Below are 21,566 nucleotides of genomic sequence, written 5' to 3' on the forward strand. Positions count from 1 at the left end.
ATGACAGCTTGGCTCCTGATGGCCGTTCTTCTGATCGGCGGCACAGCGGCCAGCGCGGGTTCACGCCCATTGGCAAGCCGTGCAGCGCCGGCGGATACCACGCCGGATCAACGCATCCTCGTGCATCGCAATGCGGGCAAGGATGCGGACGTGCTGGTGTCGGTCGGCATTCCGTTTCCACCCGGCACACTGCGGGATGCGCATCTGCTACGCATCCTGGATGAAAGCGGCGCGGAAGTACCCGCGGCCGTCCAGACGACTTTGCTGTGGTACGCGAAAGACGGCAGCGTGCGCGCCGTTCGCGCACAGTTCCACGCCCACCTTGGCGAGGATGCGCAGGCGTTCTATTTCTCGATCGGCAAGCCGCGCCAGCGGGATCTGCCCGGATGGCCGTACGCCAAGGGACTGGTCGCCGACGTGCAAGGCTTGAAGGTGGCCACTGCCTTGGCAACGCTCAGCCCGGCGTGGCTGTGCAACTCGCTGGTTGCCGGTCCGCAATTTCCGGCGCAGCCCAACGAGGCGTATGCCAATTATGTTGCGACGCAGTTCCAGTGGGCGCGGCCGTTGCCGGTGAACGATCCCACCGCATGGCTGTTCGACCGGCCTTCCACGCTGTTCAAGGCATATATCCGCACCGGCCGTTTCGATTATCTGCAAGCGGCCGATCTCAGTTATCACTTCTACATGAAATACATCCGCCGCGACGGCTTGGCGATGAGCCCGTTCTGCGCCGGCGGCTGGGCCTACAACGACAAGCCATGCGACGTGAAATACGTCTACGTCGAGCCCATCCTGCTTGCATTGGCGCTGACCGGCGACGATAGCGAGCACGATCCGCAAACCGTCGACAAGATGATGACGCTGTGGGAAAACGGCGGCTGGGGCAATCGCCCGGGGCCTTATACCAGCCCCTCGCAGCATTTCACGGAACGCATGACTGGCCTGGGCTTGCTGGAAACCGTCAGCGCCTATGAATTGACCGGCGACCGCCGTTATCTCAAGCGTGTCAACGATCGCATCGGGTGGCTCTACGAACATCAGCGCAACAACCCGGATGGCCTCGGCGATGACGGTTCCTGGCGCAACAGCTGGAACCTGCATGAAGACGACTCCTGGAACCCCTCCACCGACGTGCGCGGCAGCTCGCCATGGATGACGGAAAACATCATCGATGGCCTGTGGCACGCATGGCTGGTCACCGGCGATCCGCGCATACCCACCATGATCACCGCGTTTGGCCGTTATCTTGAGCAATACGGCTGGATCAAGTCGAACCTGCTGCATTACGAGCACGACTGGCGCAATCCCTGTTCCGGTCCGGACGGCCAGATCACATGGTATTGGTCATCGTCGCACGCCGACACGAAAGCGCTGTCGCATATCGAAGACTCGGATGGCTGGTACAGCGATGCGCATACGGTCGAGATCGCCTTGCCGGTGGCCGCGGCTTACTACTTCGAGAAAGATCCCAGGCAAAGCGCCGCATTGAAGCATCGGCTGGATGCACTGGAGTCGTCCTACAACATCGATTGCGCCAAATCGGCCGATCCACTGCGACGCTTCAATTGGAACAACCGCGGTAGCGGTGTCGTCGCGTGGCTGATTCGCCAGCCCCCCGGCAGCGGCGCCGCGGCAGGGCCGTCAACAGCAGCCAAAAGAGTGACGCCATGAAACAACGCATGGCGGTATTGCGCAGCGTCACCTTGGTCTCGGTCGCCACCTATGCCGAGTACGCGCTGGGATTGGTCGTGAGCATCTGGATCGCGCGCACGCTGGGGCCGGCCGATTTCGGCCGTTACGCGTTTACCGTGTGGTTGTGCAGCTGGTTGATGACTTGCAGCAATCATGCATTGACGACCTCCTCGACCAAGTTCATCGCCGAAGCGGATGGGGCAGGGCGGCCGGACCTGGCCTCACATATCGCCCATCGCTTGAGCCGCTACCAGCACGTGAGTTCCCTGATCGTGATGCTGCTGTTCGTCGCGGCGATCGTGGCGATCCGCCCGGTCGAGTGGCGGCAATCGCTATGGCCGATCACGGCATTGGTGATCGTCGCCGTGGTGTCCAAGGCGAACTACGCCATGCTCGTGGCGATCGAGAAAGGGCAGGAGAGTTTTGAGCCGGTATCGATTGCGACGGTGCTGGCCGGGGTCATCAACGTCGGGCTGATCACCGCGGCCACCATGGCGCACGCTGGCATGGTGGCGTTCTTCGCGCTGTTCGCGGTGGCGTGCCTGATGCTGAACCTGATCAACCGGTTCGCTTTTCATCGTTTTTGCCGGCCCTTCGCCGCCGGCCCGATTCCGGATGATCTCAGCAAGCGCATGACGCGGCATCTGCGCTTGACCGCTGTGCTGGTGTTGTTGATATCGCTGCGTTCGAGCACGATCGAAGTGTTCCTGCTCAATACCTACGCCACCTCCACGGCGGTCGGCTTCTTTGCCATTGCCGCCACACTCACGCGCGGGGCGGTCGAATTGCTTTCGGTTGGCCTGACCACCACCTTGCTGCCGTACATGGCCAAGTCGTTCGGCAAGAACGGTACGGGGCAGGCGGCGCGGTTGCTCACCGAGTCGGCGCGGTTTTACTGGGCCACCGGCTTGGTGATCGCGGGCGTCGGCCTGGTCACCACGCCCGAAATCGTCACGTTGATGTACGGCAACCGTTACGTCGGCGCGATTCCGGCGATCGAAGCGATGCTGGTGCTGGCCGGGTTGCTCTTGGTCAGCAACAGCATCGGTGCATTCCAGATCGTGGTCGACCGCCAGGACGATCGCGTGCGCATCTCGTCGCTCGCGCTTATCGTCAATGTGGTGTTCGGCGTGGCGCTGGTGCCGTTCTTCGGCCTGACCGGCGCGATGATCACCTATGCAAGCACCCGCTTCGCGGAACTGGGCCTGGCCATGTTCTATTTGCGCAAAGCCACCGGCGGCGGCTTGCCGCTTATGCCCATGGCGCGCCTGTTCGTTGCCGCGCTGGTGGCGACAGTGGCGGCATGGCTGAGCGTGGATGTGATCCCCAGCCGCTTTGGTTTCATCGCCGGTGGCCTGGTATTCGTGGGTATCTTCGCGCCCGCCAGCTTCATCGTGCGGTATTGGAGCGAGGCAGACTGCCAGTTGATGACGATGATCACCAATCGCCTCGGGCCGCCCGGGCGCACACTGATGCGAGGCTTGACCAGCTTGCATGGAACGGCGGCCAAGGCGTCGCCCTGATCTGAAAGCAGGCACGGGAGCACTGTCATGCGTTGGAAAACCAAAGCAACGCTGCAGAACGCAGTTTCCCGGCTACCGGCAGGGTCGTCCTACGCCACTTACTATTGGCTGCAACGCCATTTTGGCGGACTGCGCCGTATCAATCCGGTCGCGCGACTGCGGGCGGGCATCGAAACTTGGCGGCAAATCGAAAAGCTGGGCCGCGATCCGTTCAATAAAACATTTTTCGAGGTGGGCACCGGGCGTGTCCCGATGACGCCGCTGGCTTATTGGCTGATGGGCGCCAAGCGTGTCATAACCATCGACCTCAATCCCTATCTGAAGGCGGAGTTGACGCGGGAGTGTCTGCAGTACATCGCCGATCACGAGGGAGAGCTGCGGACCTTGTTCGGTCCACTGCTCAATCGAAAGCGATTCGAAGCATTGCTTGAATTCGAGCGGCAAGAGCTTTTTAACCTGCAGCATCTGCTCGATCTTTGCCACATTACCTATATCGCCCCGGGCGACGCGGCGCACACCGGTCTTGGCGCTGACGAAATCGACTTCCATACGTCGTTCAACGTATTCGAACATATCCCGCACACGGTGCTGGTTGCCATTCTTGATGAAGGCAACCGCATCATACGCAGCGATGGACTGTTCGTTCATCGCGTGGACTATTCCGACCACTTCTCGCATTCCGATTCGCATATATCGCCGATCAATTTCCTGCAATATTCCGATGTGCAGTGGGAGCGCTACGCGGGCAATCGCTACATGTACATGAATCGCCTGCGCCATGATGATTTCCTGGCGCTGTTCGAATCGGTGCGCCATACCATTCTTGCGGCTGAGCCGACGGTGGACGCTTCATCACTGCAATTGCTGCGTGATCGCCGATTGACGATCGATGCGCGGTTTGGCGGCAAGACGGACGAGGTTTTGGCGACGACAGAAGCGTGGATTGTTTGCGCCAAATCGGAGCGAGCCCTGCGCTTGGGCAGGTTGGGGTGAGGCTAAACCAAACCCTAGCCTGGCGTGGAGGTATTCAGGAACGTCGGGGTTCGCGTTCCGCCCATCCCGGCCTACACGATGTAACAAGATTTTCGCCGTGATCGCATTCTCGCCCGTTGTAAAGGCCCCGAGACAGATCGGTGCTGCGACGAAATCGTGGTTTACGCCGGTCTCATGTTGAAGCATGTCGTCATTTCCGCGAATGCCGCTTCAATCAAAATAGACGTCCGAAGGACACATCCCTTCATGAGCAGACCTTACTCAACGTGTCTGCATAGCGCCGCGCGACAGTCTTCTTCGATAGATACATAACACCCTCACGGCGGCAAGATGCCATTCAATCGCTACATGAATATTGCCTCCAAAACAACTGGATCGGACAACCTTCCTTCAGTTTCCGTATCAGGTGCGAAGAGGCTGGAAATCTCTGTCGTCGTGGGTTTGAAGACGGGAGCGTAGTAAATAAGCATTTACACGGCGTTCTAAAAACGACGACAAATTAAATATAAATTATTTAAATATAAATAATTTATACATAAATATTAATAATTAAATTATCGCTACGTCATAGTATCTATAACGCATAGGACTCTACAATGAATAAAATAACAAATACATCGATGGAAAATGTCATACGAGTGCAAGCCAGCGAACTTCTGGGTGACCGCGCGGCAGAGATTGCCAGCAAGTTTGAAGATGGTCACATGATCTTGGTGCTCAATGAGCATTGTGACGCGTCCGTGGCGAAGAATATCGTGAGTGTGTTTGGTTATGGAACTTTGGCCACATGTTCTCTGTTTGCGATGTCGACTACAGGCATGTTGGTGGACGCTGCGGACCTATCCGATATGCAACCATCATCGATTGATAAGTGGCTCGACGGTGCGGTGGCGCGCATACAAGCCACCTCATTCGAGGGCGTATCTATTAGTGCAGCGAATTCCGTCGGTCAACAGCCCGATGCAATGGCTCCCCGTATGCGTATTACTGCTAGCGGCGTAGGGCCGAATAACTTTGCATACACTTCAGAGTTGATTGTCATGAGGGATGCGCAACCCGCATCGGATAAAAAAGTGGTTCTGGCGCGCACTCAATTTGACATCAAGCCAGACCTTAAAAGAGGCTTTAGAATTCAAGAGTTTTCGGTAGCTTCATCGATCAGATCTGGAAGCAATACGGGCTTCACTCGGTTGGACCACGAGCCAAAATCTGATGGTCGCACCGATTTCACCATCGAGAAAGTACACGAGAAGACTGTGGGATATTCATTCACAGCAGGCCTCTCCGTCGGAGGGGGCGTCAGCTCGACCGGACCAACATTGAGTGCGAAAAGCGCTTTTTCGTTTGGTTACAACCGGTCACGTACGGATCGCCAAGGAATCAGCTATGCAGTCAAAGACTACAGGGTGGAGTCAAACCCGATACTACGTCCAGATGGAACCAACCTGGTTGAGCTGCGAAGCATTCGTGACCGGCGTGCAGCTGCGGCAACCCCAATGGGGTCTGTCCAACACCTCCAACAACTTGTCCGTTGGGAAATCGACGCTAGCTATAAAGACGTGGCTGCTTTCCGGGTGGTCCTGCAACGTTTAGACATAAGAAGCATACTAGGCACTCCAGGGGAGGGTGGCCAAAATTTTTCGTTTACGGCACCAGCCGTGTTTGTTCCAATGAACAGTCCATTCATCACTCGCTCTCCGACTGTTCTCATTCAAAGCACACACCTTACCGGCCATGTTTTGGGGGCGCAGCCGAACGGACGCGGTGTACAGCTTGTGAAGGCTGAAAGACCCGAGACCAACACCGCAATTCAATGGGAATTCGATGCGGAAAGCCGATACATAAACCGCCTGACGGGTACGGCACTCACGATGGACCCGACATCAGGAGCACTGTCGCTCCAGAAACCCACCCTCGACTTGACCCAGCGTTGGGAGTGGCGGGCGGATCGACTTCACTCACAATATTCTGATCGGGTTTTCCGGCTCACGAATGAGCGCGGGCGGCCGACGGCGGCTCGCAGCCAGGATCTCCCGCTCAACGATGAGAACAGCCTCTTGGCACCCTGGGGCCAGTACCCTGGGAAACCCGCAGTCGGCGACACAATCCCACGATCAGGTCCAGGACTTACCCGTCCGCCCATTCCTCCCGCGTGGCCAGAACAGTTTGACGCGGTGCCGGAAACCGAGCGCTGGCAGCTTGTCATTCTCCGCGCTGGGATCGGTAATTCATAGAGTATGCCCGACTAGCGTGGTCGGTCGCGTGTTCGATAATGCGCCCTTTATCCGCGTTGCCCGTCGTATTGCGCGCCGTCGCTGCACTCAGTAAGGGCAGTTTTGGCCCTCACTGAGACCACGCGCCACTGGCCGCAGGCTATGCAAGTGGTCGCGCCCTTGAAGGCCACCGATCGTGTGTTGCGCAGTGCTCTCCTGACGTCATCGCGGTGCACTATATCGAGCGATGACGCACTGGTTGATTCGCCATAGACGTCCCGTGATCGTCATGGATGGGTCGGAATTTAAAGGACGACGGCAGTTTTAAATTGTTGCGCACGGGTCTGCTCTCACGAGGATGCACCATCACGACACCCAGGGCGATTTGGTGTGAACAACGGAACTTCCCGCATCGTTTCCTTACGTCCGTTCGGTCCTGATCTTTTACGCCTTAGGGATTGCGCTCAACGCGTTCCGATGCTTGATTCGAAGAGGGATCAGTACAAGAACGATCACGTTAAGAAGCAGCGGCGCGATCGCCATCGTCCCTGCGATGAAAGAGGCCACGGCAAGCACAATGGCTAGGACTGCCGGAAGTACGATGAGCCACCACTTCGGATACTGCTTGAACCACACTTCAAAAGCGGCAACGGCATAGAGGGCGCCGAGCACCACACCAAGAATAGGCTCGATGACTGTCTGGCTGCCACCGATTATACGAATGACTCCCATGATGAGATTGGCGACAGCCGAATAACCAAGAATGCCAAACATCACCATCATCGCCTTGTAGTCACGGCTCTCAATGGCTCGGCGCTGGTTGCGGCGCGCTATGCTGGCGCGATGGTTGGTTCCAAAATCCATTAGTTCACTATCCTTCTATCAAGTCACTTAATTAATTGCACAAATCAAAGCGGCCTTTACTGCCGATTTTCGTCCTTTCCTGCGCTTCTATTTGGAAGTCCGGGGGCGCAAATCACCACCAGAAGCACGCACAATGCTCCTATAGCAAGCGGGACAAGAATACCTGCCGGCGTCTTCAACATCTCGACGGTCCGTGTCATCGCTGGGCGCCAACCATGTGACAACGCATCCGTCAGAAACGGGCCGAGGTGCGTGCCAATGCAACCAACTACAAAAATTATCCGCAGACGAAATCGACGAAGAAATTTTGCCAACGGTTTCGCGAACAGGCCACCAAATATTCCAGGCAATAACCAATCAGTCATTGTGATCGCCTATAGCCCCTGTCTGATCGGGACATCATGACGTCTCGCTGAGAATCACTATCAATCTTTCAAGCTGCGGCCTCTCCGTTGCGCCGGCATGATTGCTGTGCTGATCCCTACAACGAGTACAGCTATAGCACCAAGCGCTACACCTCCAAGCAGCAGCCCAAAGAATTTCTTCGATAGGAATCGTTGAGCAGCTATCGCCCATCCACTTTGAATTACATCAAACAAGAAAAAAGCGATCGGCGTAATTGTGAGGAAGCATAGAAATATTCCTGCCAACCTAAATTTTCGTAAAAATCGTACCGCAGACGGACCGAACAACCCTCCAAACACTCCCGACCAAAATCCATCTATCATGGTCTCGCCTCCTGTTTTTGCTCATGCGCTTGGACTGCTCCTTGGGCAGCCATCCCAGCCGCCTTGCCCGTGGCGATGGTGTTAATACGAATTACAGCACCTTCCACAGTAAAGGCGTTAGACAAAGCATTAGAGACGTTGGCCCATTGGAACATCTGCGTAGCAAACATGCCGTTGACAGCACCTACGGCCATAGAGGTGCCAAGACCCAGATATGAGAAGCGTTGATCAAACGATGACGCAAAGCTTGCATCTCCCCTATACCAGTCCCCGATCGCGCCAGCCACGGACCCACCTGTATACACACCTCCTGAAACAAGTGCTCCTGAACCCGCTGCCGCCCCCAAAGAATAGTTCGCGGTTGCAACCTGATAAGCAGCCCAAGCTTCCTGTCCCCAAGCCAATGTCGCAGGTGCTGCAGCAACCGCCACGGCGGTGCCCGCTCCCGCCACGGCCGGCGCAAAAAATAGTTGTCCATTCTGGCTGCGGACTTCATCCGCATAGACCAATCCCCACTGAGATTGATGATTCAGATAATTCTGCAGGCTGATATTTTGGTCAACTTGTAGTCCCAACTGGGCCGCCAACGGATCGGTGGCATAAGCACGCGCGGCGAGGATGTTCGCTTTGCAGGTGTCGGAGAGGCTGCCGAAACTACCACTGCAGCCACCGACAAGCAGTTTCTCTTGATCAGCCGACAGCATTTCCGCGGTGCTCTTGGCAGATTCGATGCAAACACGATCGCCTTCGCACCGATTGATCTCTTTTTGCAGATCTGTCAGCTGCTGATGCGTTAGATAGTTGTACGTCGTTCCATCCAGCGCCGTCGCCGCACCGGCACCGCCACCTACCGCGGCCCCTACCGCCGTGCTTGCCAACTGCAACATGCTGGCAAATTCCGATGATCCAGGCGTGTAGCCCTGGCTTACCAAATAGTCAGCCATTTTTTGGACCACGAGTTGATTCGCCGCCGCACCTAACGCACCACCCACCACATCGCCGCCACCTAAGGCAGCGATGCCAGCACCCACCACGCCGTGCAGAACCGTTCGCTCTGTGCTGCCTTCGGTCCAACCCATTTGTCCGGCAAGATCGCCTGCGGCGCGCATGCCAACTTGACCGGCGATGTCACTCATCTCCATTTGCTCTTGCACTTTCTGCGCATCGAAGATCGGATAGAGCGCTTGGTTGTCGAGCGTGGGGTTTCTATCAAGGCCAGCGGGGTCTGTATCGCCATCGCGCTGAATGATCGTGCCTTGCGCAATGCCTGAGTTGGTATCGCTGCTGCTATGTCCACTTTGCGGCACACCTAGCGTCGGCGCACCACTAAAGCCGCTGCCACCGTAACCGCCACCGCCCGCGCTATAGCTGGCACTGATGCCAGTGCTGCTAGCGCTGTAGTTCGCTTCGTTATGGATGCTTTCGTAGGTGAGGCTGCCGGTATCGAGCAGGTTCTTGCTCGGATCGGCAGTGCTCGCAATCACGCCGCCGATCAGATGCGTGTTGCCACCCACGATGATATCGAAGCCACCGCTGCCCGCTTGAATGCCACTGACTTCATTCACACTCTGGTAATGGCTGTTCACCTTGCTCTGGTTGTAGCTGATGCTGCCGCCACTGCCATAACCGATCACCATCTTGCCGCCGAGCTGCTGTTGCTTGCTGGCGTAGTCGTCAGTGTCCTGTTCGCTCTGAATCAGCAAGTTGCCGCCGATAGCACCGATGACGGTGTTGCCGGTGAGCTGCGCACCCTTGACCGTTGCGTCGTTGCCGGCAACCAGGGTTAGCGTGTCATTGGCGTTGATCAGGCTTTCGGCATGCGTTGTACCGTTACCGTGCGCGCTGCCTTTGCCGACCGACCCTTGGGCGTAGAAACCCACACCATCACTGCCAATCTGGATACCGACACCGCCGCTGGCGTTCTTGTTGCTACTTTGCAGGCTGTGGTTTTCCTGCTGGCTGAGGATGTTGAGGTTGTTGGCGGCAGCAAGCGCGACGTTGTTGCCGTCGATCTGGCTGCCGATGATGTTCAAGTTTCCACCGGTGGCGGCAATGGTGACGTCACCGTTGCTGCGGATATGGCTGCCATACGCCGTTTCGTCGTGCGTGGTGGTGCTGCTGCTTGCGCTGCTGACACCAAGCCCGATACGAGGAAGGGGTTCAAGTCGCCACAGGCGGTGGATATCTATAGACAAACAGGATCGTTTGAATGTGCATGACAAAATGTTCCATTTATTCTCTTATTTATATCGCGAGCCGGGGGGGCGACCCCCGACCTGCAGGCCTTTAGATTCCTAGAATGCTCGCAAAAGTCATAGCGACCTCCCGCAAAGACGAAGCCAGAAGATTTCATGCACATATACATCTCTGCAAACTCTTCTTGTGTTACAGCTTTCCCAGCCTGCCATTGCGCCGCTTGGTACGGACTTGGATAGCCACATTCAAGCATGGCTTTTTTTACGTTCAGGCTCGTAACATCTACTTTAGCCCAGCTCTCAAATTCTGGAGGAGGCGGCTGAAATGGCTCCCAACCAAGGCAACCTGAAATACATAGAGTAAGCAGTAACACTACCACTCGTACTTTCATTTGCTTCCTCCTGTAGCTTGAGCACTAGATGCCTTCTTATCAGGCGAATCAAGCCACAGTCCGCCACAAGCACTTGGGGCGGATGCCCCATAACAGTTGTGAGAGGTGTTCTTTCCACCAAGTGCCCGTAGCATTTCTTTCAACCGGCCGCTTCCATCGGGAAGCGTCCCGCCCGTGGGTGGATTGCTTCCGATAAAGAATAGCCCTCCCACTGGATCAGCAACATGATTCTCGAACATTAGCACCATGTTGCTGGGACGCGAAGGATCAGAAACACTGTTATAGCCCTGCAAGACACTTAGTAGCTTATCGGCAGCAGCAGCGTTATATGCGGGCCCAAAGAAGCTGACCGTAGTGTTTGAAAGCACCCCCTCCGATCCAGGCATCTTGGCGATGGATTTCAACGCATTGCCAACCGTCATAGAGCCTCTACTGTGACCATCAAGGTGCAAGCCCTCCTGACCATAAAGAAGCATCATCGTTTTGACCTCTTGGGTAGCATTGGTCAATCCCAAGAAGTCGTTTTCAAGATTCTTCTGGTAACCGGCGATCAGCAACTCAGAGAGGCCGTTGCTTGCCTTTGGGAATGCAATGAAATATTGAGACCCATCGCCTGCCTGGCTGTGCTGATACGCGTAATTCTCGGCCGCCAGCTCATCGTTGAAGATACCGTTGTTGGCGATGTAGATCAGTCCATCTTTGCCAGGGTTGAGATTCATCTTCTCATCTTGGGTCAAAGGGCGCCCGAGTATTGGTTTGCCTTGCCCGTCTCGCAGAAGTTCTCCATTTTCGTCACGCTGCACTTCGTAGACGTTTGATGCATCCACGAACATCTTGCGATACGTCTCATCCGTGAAATGTGTACCCACCTGATAAACCAGGCTGTTCGCCGCCTGCTCAAACTCAGCATTCGCTTGCAGCTTGCCAAGATCTGGACGCGCCAACGCCGCCTGATCATCCAAGCTGGCGTCTCTGCTTATTCCTGCAATGGCTTCTTCAACGGTCTTACCTGTTAATGCCTTTTGCGCTTGCCCATCCGTGATGACGATAGTGCCATTGGCGATGGCGCTATGCGTGGTGCTGCTGTGGTTCTCGCTGTCACCGCCGCCACCCATTAGATTGCCCACAACGGTCTTACCAATAGCGTATTTGCTTCCGCTAAGTACGCTACTGTCGCTACCAAAGCTACTGATAGACGCCTTGCCGCTACTTTCGTTTTGAATGTCCTCATAGGTGAGCGTGCCAGTGGCCAAACTATTTTTGCTGGGATCAGCACTGCTGGCGATCACGCTTCCCATCAAGTGGGTGTTGCCGCCCACCGCGATATCGAAGCCGCCGCTACCCGCACTGATGCCGCTGAGGTCTGTGACGCCAGCGTAGTGGCTGCTGGATTTGTTCTGGTTGTAGCTAAAGCTGCCACCACCACCCATGCCGATGACCATGGAGCCGCCGATCTGCTGCTGTTTGCTGGCGAAGTCATCGGTGTCTTGCTCGCTTTGGATCAACAGGTTGTTGCCGACGTTGGCAAGTACCGTGTTGCCGGTGAACTGCGCCCCCTTGATAGTGGTATCGTTACCACTGATCAGGGTGAGAGTGTCGTTCGCGTTGACGGTGCTGAGGGCGTGCGTGGTGCCATTGCCGTGCGCACTGCCTTTGCCCATGGAGCCTTCGGCGTAAAAGCCAAAACCATTGCTGCCAATCTGCAGGCCAATGCCACCGCTGGCGTTCTTGTTACTGCTTTCCAGGCTATGGTTCTCGGCCTGGCTCAGGATATTGAGATTCTTGGCGGCGGCAAGTGCCACGTTCTGACCATCGATCTGGCTGCCAATGATGTTGAGATCGCCACCGGTGGCCGCGATGGTCACATTACCGTTGCTGTGGATACGACTGCCGTAAGCGGTCTCATCATGGGTGGTTGTACTACTGCTGGCGCTGCTTGCGCCAAGGCCGATGCGCAAGCTGATGCCTTGACTGACACTGGTTCCTTCCGATGCCGCAGCACTCGCTGAGTCCTGGTAGGCGTTATACGCCTCGTAGCCGGTATACGCGGCCTGGGTTGCATACAGCGCTTTTACGCGATCGTCTTCGGTGTGATTGGCGGCCTGGGCGCGGCCATAGACACTCTGCGCAACGCCGGCCAAGCCGCCACCAAGCCCCAACGTGAGGCCAGCTTGCTGTTGCTTATAAGTCTGCGTGGTGTCCTGAGTGCCCACCGCCGCATCAATGGTCACATCCTTGCCCACGATCGCCGTACCGGTGTTGCTCAGCACATCACTACCGGTGATGTGGACGAGATTGCCGGCCGTCAACGTGACACCGCCGTTCAAGCTGCCGATCACGCTGCCTTGCGGGGTGGTGTCGGTTTCGGTGGTGCTCTGGCTCTCCTTGCTGCTACCGATCATCAAATTCAGGCCGCTGGTGAACACACCGCTGGTCTGGGTGGTTGTGTCGTGCTGCTCGCTGTGCGTGCTGGTGGCCGTGCCGATGTTGAGGTTATTACCGGCGGCCATCACGACGTCATCGTTCGCGACGATTTGCGCGGCTTGGGTGTTCACGTCGTGACCGGCCGCGACGGTGACGGCATTGCCGCTGAGCAGGCTGCCGACGGCATAGCTGTCCTGCACGGCGTCGTGCGTGGTTGTGGTGGTGCTGCTGAGCAGGCCACCGCTGTGGGTCTTGGTGTTCTGCAAGGCGCTGTGGTTTTCCTGGCCGGCGTTGAGGTTGATGTCATTGCCGGCAGCGAGGGTGATGCCGCCGTTGCTGCTGGTGATGCTCGCGGCGACGGTGGTGAGATTGCTACCGGCGCTGATCGCCACGCCGTTGGTTGCATCCAGATTGGTGCCGCGCAGGGTTTCGTCGTACTGCCCGGTGCTGACGATGGTTTTACCCTGGAACCCCTGCGTGGTTTTGCTCGTGCTGTCGGTGACCGCGTTGAGCACGATGTCGTGGCCAGCGCTGACGCCGAGCTGGTCGCCGGCCTTGATGTTTGCACCTTGGCTGATCAGGTCGTTGCCTGCCGCCAGGACGGCATTACCACCTGCTGTCACGGTGGTGACGGTGTGCGTGGTGCTGGCTTGGCCGTTGGCCTGCGTGCCGTTGCGTTCGGTATGCGTGGCAGCGTTGAGGTTGAGGTGGTTGCCGGCAATCAACTGCGCGTTGTTGCCGGCATGGATGGTGCTGGCCGTGGCGTTGAGGTCGTTGTTGGCCGCCAGGCCGAGGTTTTGGCCTGCGCTGACGTTCACCGCGTTGAGCGTGAGGTTGTTGCCCGCTTGCGCGGTGAGGTTGCCGATGGCGGTGATGTTTCCGCCGGTGGGCAGATCCAGTTTGGGCGCAGCGATCGCACCAAGGTTCAGGCCGCTCACGTTGATGTCGCCAAGGTTCGCGCTGCTGGTGAGGTTATTGCCGGCCACCAATTGCACGTTGCCGCCCTGGATGCTGCCCACGTTGAGCAGGTCCTGCGCGGTTTGCACACTCAGGTTGCCGCCGGCGGCGAGGTTGCCCGCATTGAGCAGGTTGCCGGCCTTGAGGCTCGCATCCTGGCTCGCTTGAATCGTCCCGGTGTTGGTCAGGTTGCCACTGCTGTTCAACGTGACGGTGGTGCCTTCAATCACCGCACCGCTGGCCACGCTGTTGGCGGTTTTCTGGCTCAAGTACACGACCGGCACCAGCACGGATTCGCCGTTTACCTGTCCGCTGACCAGCCACACCATGTCTTGGGTGAGGCTCGCCACTTGATCGGGGGTGAGGGCTACGCCAACGGCCAAGTTGAACTGCTGCGCTTCCTCCATGCCCGCGTCCATCAGTGCCTTGTATTGCTCCAGCGCATCGCCGTTCCCGTCGAGGAAACGGCGGCCGGTGAGGCTGGTGAGCTGGTCCATCACCAATTGGGTTTCGTAGAAGGCATCGCCCAGGCGCTTCAAGGTGAGGTCGCCATCCAGCCCCAGGTGGCTCAACAGGTAATCGCTGCCGAGGAAGCCGCTGTAGGTCGCAAAGCGCGGATCGGTTTCGACGAGGTAGGGACGGCCGCTGCCGGGGTTGAGGGTGTAGAGGCCGTTGCTGGGCAATTGCACGGGCAGCGGTCGATCGGGCGTGCCGACAAACTGGGAGCCGGGAGCAGGGCCCAGATTGCCCAGATTGCCGGGGTTGGCGTTGCCGCCGACGTTACCGGCGCCGCCACCACCCTTGCCGCTCAGGTTCAAGCCGCCGCCATTGCTGCCAAGACCCACGCCGCTGACCGGTTTGCCGTCGGCACCCACTTGCGTGTTGCTGATGTCGTGCGCGCTGATGTCCACCGCGTTGCCGGCACTCATGCGCGCATGGGCGTCGGGGCCGATGGCTTGCGTGATCCAGCTGGGGATTTGGCCATTGCCCAGCGCAATGGTGTCGGTGAAGGTCTGTTGCCCGTAGCCCATCCACGGGCCATCGATCCATTCGCGCGGGTCGTCCTGCAGTTGCTGCGTGGCGGATTGCTCGTTGAGGGTGGTGCGCACGGTACCGGTAGGCACGAAGGCAATGTTCCGCACAGTGTCCGCGCCGACGTTGCCGCCACCGTTGTGGCCATCCTGCCCGTTGATGGTCAGGTTGTTGCCGGCGGCGATGGTGGATTTGTCGTTGAGCACGGAGCCGTGGATGGTGATGTTGCCACCGGCCAGGAGACGGCTTTCGGCGCTGGTGGCGTCGATGCGGGTGATGGAGGTGAGCGTTTCGGTGTAGATGCCCTGGAACGTGTTGGGCGAGCCATCGCCGAACGGATAGCCGGCACAGCGCTGGTTGTCGGTGCTGGCGTTGAGGTTGTCGCAGAAGCGCTTGGCGATGGCGAACTCGCTGGAGTCGACGATCTGGCTGGGGTTGGCATCGTCCGGTGGCGTAATCGATCCGTGGTTGCCGGGGCCACCGTTCCACAGGTAACGCGCGAGGATATAGGTAGTGGTGTTTCGCGCCTGCTCGTCGGGCGTGAGGGTGTACACGGAGGTATCGAACACGCGTCGTTGGTTGGTGAACTGGTGGGTGGCGAGATAAATATTGCCCGCGGTTTCCATATCACCGGAAAGATTGAGGATCGACGCATTGCGCGCGCCGGATGCATCGGCGGCAATGGTGAGGTCGCCAAATGCCGAGTACAGCAAGGCATCGCGGTTGAGCACGTTGCCGGTGATGTACAGATGGACGTCGTTGACGGCGGCGATCAACGCGGTCTGGTAGGGGGTGTTGTCCGTCTGCTGCCCAAGATCGACACCATTGATGAGGTTGTTGGCGTTGATGGTGATGGCGTTGCCGATGATCGTGCCGGTGTTGGTGACATCGACGGCATTCAACGTCACCGTATCGCCTTCGAGGCGGCCGTCGTTGGTTTGTGTGCCTGCGTTGAGGGTGGTGGCGGCGCTGTTGATCAGCGCGTCGGCCTGGTTGTCGACGCTGGCGGCGTTTACCGTCAAGGCGTTGACGGCCTGCAGCGTGGCGCCGCTGGCGTTGGTGAAGGCGCCGCCGACATTGAGCGTGACATCGTGATTGGCGAACAGGGTGTTGCCGGCAAGGTTGGCGTAGTCGCCGGCCAGGCTCAGGGCGAGGTCATTGCCAGCACGCAGGCGACCGACACCGTCGAAGGCGTTGAAGCTGGCGTTGACGTTGTTATTGGATGCGATGTCGCCGCCACTGTTATGCACATTGCCAAGCAGCAGCGCGATATCACCGCCCGCACCGACGGAGCCGGCGGTGTTGTCCAAGGTGGCGCCGCTGTTGTTCCAATGGAGGTTGTTGACGCTATAAAGCGTGCCGTTCTGATTGGCGACGTAATCGCTTTGTAGCGTAAGGGTGTTGCCAGCCACCACGGTGCCGGCGGTGTTGGTGAGTTGGGCGACGTTGAGCGTTACATCGCCTTGGCCACCCAGGGTGCCGCCCGTATTGTTCACGGTGTTGCTGCTGACGAGGGTGTCGCCGTTGGCGGTGTTGGCGATGCGGCCCGATTGGTTGCTGAGCGACGCGGCGTTGAGCGTCAACGATGCGTTGCCCTGGCCGCTGCCGGCTTCCAGGCGGCCGTTGTCGTTGATCAACGTGCCGCCCACCTGGGCGTCGACGCTTCCCAGCGCTTGCAGCGCGCCAGCGTTGGTGATGTTGCCTTGCGTGATCAGTGCGAGGTCGGTACCGGCGTAGATTTGGCCGGCATTGCTGACGTCGCCCGCATTGAGCGTCACGCCATGGTTGCTGCCCAAGAAACCACTCGCGTCGTTACTGAGCAGCTGAGCGGTGATCGCCAGGTCGCCAGTCAGTGCCTTGATCTGGCCGTTACCGTTGATCAGGGCATTGGCGTCGATACGCGCATGGTTGGCTTGCAGCAGGCCGCCCTGATTGCCGAGTGTGCCGCCGAGCGAGGCTTGCAGCGTATCGGCCATCACGGTACCGCCCGCATTGCCGAAGTCGGCGCCGGTAAGCGTGGCGTTACCGGCCACACTCAGCGTGCCACCGTCGTTGTCCGTGGTGGTGCTGTCGAGCACGAGGTTGCCGTTGCCGACGATCTGGCCCTGCGCATTGGTCAACGCGCTGGTGGTAAGGGCGAGCGTGCCGGCGCCGGCGTGCTGGAGGGTGGCGTTCGTGTTGTCGAGGGTGGCAGCGGTGAGGGTGACGTTATGCGCGTTGCTGGCGAGCGTGCCGTCACGGTTGTCCAGCAGGCCGTCGATCGTGATCGAGGTGTCGCCCGTACCGGTTTGCAACAGCTGGCCGGCTTGATTGGCGAAGCTGCCAGCGTGCACGTTCAACTGGCCAGCCTGGAGCCGGCCTTGTGCATTGTTCATGGCCTGCGCCGCCTGGATGGCTAGACGGCCATTTGTGGCGAGGTCGCCGCCCGCGTGGTTGATGGCGCCCTGTGTGGCGGTGAGCGCGATATCGCCGCTCGCGCGCGTGGTGGCGCCGTGCAGGTCGAGCGCGCTGCCGCGGAACGTGAGGGCACCGGACGCGGCGTTCTGGCTGGTGGCCGTGAGCGCGCCTTGGGTGGCGACACTGAGCTGCGCGTTGCCGGTGAGGTTGCCATCCGCTTGCAGACCGGCGGCCAATGTGCCGGTGCTCGCCAGTTGGTCCGCCGTAATGGCGAGGTCGTTCTGTGCAGCCAAGGTACCGGAGCTGGTGAGCGTGCCGCCCACCTGCCATTGCGAGGCGCCACCGGCATACGTCGTGCCGCTTAGCGTGGCGCTGCCATCCACGTGCGCGGTTTGCGAGCCATCGCTACGCAGGGCGCCGCTTTGGTCGAGTTGGCCGGCGTGCAGGCTTAGCGCTTGGCCGGCGTAGATCGTGCCGCTGGACTGCAGCAAACCGATGCTGTTGAGTGAGAAATCATCCGCCGCGTACAGCGTGCCGCTGCTGTTGGTGATGCTTCCGGCACGCAAAGCCGCGTTGCTTGCGCTGATCCATTGACCCTGGGTGTTATCAAGCAGGCCACCGATCTGGGCGGTCGCCGTGCCGCTGGTCTGTACCGTGCCGTACGCATTACGCCATGCGGCGGCTTGCGCATCGAGTTGAGCGGCCTGTATGGCACCGCCCGTGTTGTCGACGGTGCCTGCGCTGCGCACGGTGAGCGATCCATTGGCGGCGAGCGTGGCATGTTGGTGATCGATATCGCCGGCGGTGCTGGTCAGCGCCATATCGCTACCAGCCTGCGTTTGGGCATTCGACAGGTCCAGCGTGCTGCCTTGCAGGGTGATGCTGCCTGCGGCGAGATTGCGGCCCGTGGCGCTGAGTTGATCGGAGGTAACCATGGCAAGCGCACCGCTGCCTTGCAGCGCGCCGTCGTTGGCGATACCTGCACCGAGCGTCCCGCTGGAGGTGAGCTGTTGTGCGCGCAGGTTGGCGTTGTTGGCGGCGGCGATGGTGCCGCTGTTGCCCAGGGTGCCTCCGGCAGTGAGGTTCACATCGCTGCCGCTGTAGAACGTACCTGCGTTGGTCAGATCGCCCGTCGTCGTGGCATCGATATGGCTTGCTTGCAGTGCGCCACTATTGCTGAGCGCACCAGTGTTGAGTGACAACGCACCGTTGCTCACCAGGGTGCCGCTGTTGTCCACGTTGCCGTTGGTTCGCACGGACAATGCGCCGCCCGATTGCAACACGCCGCTGTTGGCAAGCGAGCCGGCGTTGATCGCGAGGTTGCCGGCTGACGACGTGGTGCCGGTCAGTTGCAATTGACCCGCGCTATCGATGGTGAAGTCGCCGCTTTGCGTCGCCAACTGGCCCGCGTTGCGCACGCCGATGCCAGCCTCGGTGCCGATCAATCGAATCTTGTTGGCGTACATGCCGCCCAGCGCGGCCGCGTCCACGCCGACTGCGGGAGTGGCCCCATCACCCGCGATCGTCTGTGTGGCCAGATCCGCATAACCCACCTGATTCGCGCCGGTCACCACATTGAGATTATTGGCCCATACCTTGCCGTCGACGGCGAGGTTGCGTGCGATGAGATCCAGGCGATCAATGTTGGAGGCATTAAGGCCATCGCCATCGATGCTGATCGTGCCGCGCGTAGTGTGAAAAGCACTGAGTGAACCTTCGCCACCGAACACCGGCACACCGGTAGTCAGGGTCGCATGCGGAGTGTTGATGAAACCCGCCCCCGACACGCTGATGCCGTTCGGGTTGGCAATGATCACATCCGCGGCGTTACCGGCCACTTCCGTGTAGCCGCGCAGACGCGTGGGGTTGGTGGAGGTGACTTCGTTAACGATGATCTTCGCCGACTGGCCAGCCTGATAATTCGGATTGCCCGTGATGTAGCCTGCCAACTGGGTCTGCGACATGTTGGCCGCGTTGTTGAGAATCAGGCCCTGCTTGTCGACATTGAACTGGTGGTATTGGTTGTGCGACACGCCCGCGGCCGACGGCGCCACGATGTTGACCACTGGTGTGCCATTCGCCGCAACATCGACACCAGGATGATGCGCGCCGGCATTCGGGGCGGGAGTCACCTGTGCAGTAACCAGAACTGGTGTGTTCAACAGGGCGGTGAGTACAGCGGTGGTCAATGCATGAGGCTGCAGTTTGCGAAAAGAAGCCGGGGAAACACGACGCGGAGTCATCATCCTGTCCTTGATGAACAATCGAAACGAGTCAGGGAAATAAGGTTTTGCAACGGTAACAAGCACAACCATGCGGTTACGCACGGACGACACAAAATCAGCGAACGCCTACGTGAAAAATGAATCAAGAGCGCAAGACAAAACACGGCACATCACTCGCCTCAAAGCGCATACACCAGTTGAAACCCGGTCGCCGGCCGCGTGTTTTCCAACACCTTGCCGCCATGCATCGCCTTGCCAACGAACACATCCCAGCTCAGCTGTTTGTAGCTGCCACGCAAGCCAAAGAAGCCGCCGGCCAGCGTGGTGTTGCCGGGAATGTATGCTGTGCCGGGCCCGCTCGCGCGACCGGCATCGATGCCGGCGTACCACATAAACGGCCAGCTGCTGATCGGTTGACTGAGGGTGTTGCGCCAATACCAACCGCGCTCGGCGGCGAGGGTTTGTTCGCCATCGAAACCGCGCACGGTGTAGCGGCCACCCAGGCTGAGGTATTCCGAACCATATAGACGGCTATGGCTGTATTGCGCGTGGAATTCGCTGGTCCATTGCGCCGGCTGTCCGGCGAGCGAGAACGGTTGGTTGAGCGAGGCATCCAGTGTGGTGAGCCGGTAGCGGAAGGTGGGATCGTCGCTGGCGCGGCCGGCCGGATCGCGCTGGCCGCCGAACCACGGCACGCCGAAGCGTTCAGCCAGGCGAAGATCGAGTTGCGCGTTGCCCAGATAACGGCGGTGCGCAATGGAGGCTTCGATCGTGCTCATATGGCGGCGCTGCGAATCCAGCTCCACGTCTTCGATATAGCTGTGTGCCCAGCGCTTGCCGAGATGCACTTCGGCGGTGGTCTTGCTGTGGTGGTCGCGATGCAGCAGGCGTTGGGCGCCAAGATCAATCGATTGGGAGGTGCCTCGGCTCAGGAAGGCCTGCGCAGAACCTTCCACCGTCTGGTGATAGCGATAGCCATACGCGCCCGCCGTGAACAGCCAGTTGCCGCGCGGCACGGAGTAGTTGGCGTTGTAACCCTGCGTGCCACGGCCGTTGCCGTTGAACACGTCGTGCGTTACGCCCAGCGACAACATGTCGTTGGCGTTGAGCGGATTGTCGATGCCAAGGTTGAGGCCGGCTTGATACAGGCCGGTGGACGATGCACCGGAATCGTCTAGCGTGGCGACCACGCGCCAGGGTTTGCTGCGTTGAACGGTGATGATCAAGTCGGATTGGCCGGGGATATCCGTCGGCGCGATATCGATGGTGACGTCCTGCGACGGCACGCGTTTCATCTGCTCCAAACCCTGTTCGATGTCGCGCAGGTTGAGCAGATCGCCAGGGCGAATCGGCAATGCCCATGTCCATTCGCCGGAGGCGGTGCCATCGGCCTTGCGCACGCCGTGCACCAGGCCAGGCACCAGCGTAAGCGTAAGCACTTCTTTGGAGAGATCCTGTTTGCCAAGGCCAATGCGGGTGGTCACATAACCGCGGTCAAGAATCAGGTCACCCGCGCGGCGCACGATCATGCTGATGCCTTCCTGGCCCACGCAACGGCCCGCATAGCGATCGAGATAGCGCTGCACGAAGCCGAAGGCGTCGCTGCGTTCGCCGTTGAGGCGTATTTGCTTCAGCTCAATACACGGGAGTTCAGCGGGAAGTTCGGTGCTATGGAAATCCGTGGCAGCACGCTGGCCGATGCGCACCTCTGGCGCTTGCGTGCGCGAGGCACGTTCCTGCGCCTGTTGTTGGGTGCGCAAGCGTTGCTGTTGTTCGTCGAGTGTGAGCGGCTTTTCTTGCCCGAATGCAAGGGGCGAAAGCGTGGCGAACCCAGCGAGGGGCAGCCAAAGCCTGCGTGGTCGGTGGGGACGCGCATGGCGATCGTCCTTGATGCCTTTTGAATGCATGGCTGCCTTCCCATAAGCGCATGT

The 21,566-nt window shown here is 59.1% G+C and carries 9 protein-coding genes; 4 read left to right on the plus strand and 5 right to left on the minus strand.

The window, feature by feature from the left end:
• The 4 genes from V7M64_RS00850 (at position 1) to V7M64_RS00865 (ending at position 6,442) form a co-directional block, all read left to right on the plus strand.
• Positions 1-1,671 carry a hypothetical protein gene (locus V7M64_RS00850; protein WP_333676334.1) on the plus strand — a complete coding sequence of 557 codons (1,671 nt, stop codon included), beginning with the start codon at positions 1-3 and terminating at the stop codon, positions 1,669-1,671.
• Complete coding sequence (locus tag V7M64_RS00855; protein WP_333676335.1) at positions 1,668-3,215, plus strand: oligosaccharide flippase family protein; 1,548 nt, start codon at positions 1,668-1,670, stop codon at positions 3,213-3,215. Before V7M64_RS00850 ends, V7M64_RS00855 begins: the two co-directional genes overlap by 4 nt.
• Before the next feature lie 27 nt (positions 3,216-3,242).
• Positions 3,243-4,208, plus strand: coding sequence for a hypothetical protein (locus V7M64_RS00860; RefSeq protein WP_333676336.1), 966 nt, complete (start codon positions 3,243-3,245; stop codon positions 4,206-4,208).
• Between the two features lie 596 nt (positions 4,209-4,804).
• Positions 4,805-6,442, plus strand: coding sequence for a hypothetical protein (locus V7M64_RS00865; protein WP_333676337.1), 1,638 nt, complete (start codon positions 4,805-4,807; stop codon positions 6,440-6,442).
• Between the two features lie 423 nt (positions 6,443-6,865).
• Here V7M64_RS00865 and V7M64_RS00870 read toward each other — a convergent pair whose 3' ends face one another.
• From V7M64_RS00870 to V7M64_RS00890, 5 genes are all read right to left on the minus strand, one after another.
• On the minus strand, positions 6,866-7,285 hold the full coding sequence (locus V7M64_RS00870; RefSeq protein ID WP_333676338.1) for a hypothetical protein: 420 nt from the start codon (positions 7,283-7,285) through the stop codon (positions 6,866-6,868).
• A 425-nt stretch (positions 7,286-7,710) separates the two neighbouring features.
• A complete protein-coding gene (locus V7M64_RS00875; protein WP_333676339.1) occupies positions 7,711-8,013 on the minus strand; it encodes a hypothetical protein in 303 nt (100 codons plus the stop codon).
• Positions 8,010-10,208 (minus strand): hemagglutinin repeat-containing protein, encoded by a 2,199-nt coding sequence (locus tag V7M64_RS00880; protein ID WP_333676340.1) that lies wholly within the window; start codon positions 10,206-10,208, stop codon positions 8,010-8,012. Before V7M64_RS00880 ends, V7M64_RS00875 begins: the two co-directional genes overlap by 4 nt.
• Positions 10,209-10,596: 388 nt before the next feature.
• Positions 10,597-19,653, minus strand: a complete 9,057-nt coding sequence (locus V7M64_RS00885; protein ID WP_333676341.1) for a hemagglutinin repeat-containing protein — start codon at positions 19,651-19,653, stop codon at positions 10,597-10,599.
• Positions 19,654-19,814: 161 nt separating this feature from the next.
• On the minus strand, positions 19,815-21,542 hold the full coding sequence (locus tag V7M64_RS00890) for a ShlB/FhaC/HecB family hemolysin secretion/activation protein (RefSeq protein ID WP_333676343.1): 1,728 nt from the start codon (positions 21,540-21,542) through the stop codon (positions 19,815-19,817).
• Positions 21,543-21,566: the final 24 nt, after the last annotated feature.

This window comes from Dyella sp. (genome assembly GCF_036746095.1).
GTDB lineage: Bacteria > Pseudomonadota > Gammaproteobacteria > Xanthomonadales > Rhodanobacteraceae > Dyella_B.

Coding starts and splice junctions, on each gene's coding strand:
- V7M64_RS00850 (WP_333676334.1), top strand. CDS start 1: ATGACAGCTTGGCTCCTGATGGCCGTTCTTCTGATCGGCGGCACAGCG.
- V7M64_RS00855 (WP_333676335.1), top strand. CDS start 1,668: ATGAAACAACGCATGGCGGTATTGCGCAGCGTCACCTTGGTCTCGGTC.
- V7M64_RS00860 (WP_333676336.1), top strand. CDS start 3,243: ATGCGTTGGAAAACCAAAGCAACGCTGCAGAACGCAGTTTCCCGGCTA.
- V7M64_RS00865 (WP_333676337.1), top strand. CDS start 4,805: ATGAATAAAATAACAAATACATCGATGGAAAATGTCATACGAGTGCAA.
- V7M64_RS00870 (WP_333676338.1), bottom strand. CDS start 7,285: ATGGATTTTGGAACCAACCATCGCGCCAGCATAGCGCGCCGCAACCAG.
- V7M64_RS00875 (WP_333676339.1), bottom strand. CDS start 8,013: ATGATAGATGGATTTTGGTCGGGAGTGTTTGGAGGGTTGTTCGGTCCG.
- V7M64_RS00885 (WP_333676341.1), bottom strand. CDS start 19,653: ATGACTCCGCGTCGTGTTTCCCCGGCTTCTTTTCGCAAACTGCAGCCT.
- V7M64_RS00890 (WP_333676343.1), bottom strand. CDS start 21,542: ATGCATTCAAAAGGCATCAAGGACGATCGCCATGCGCGTCCCCACCGA.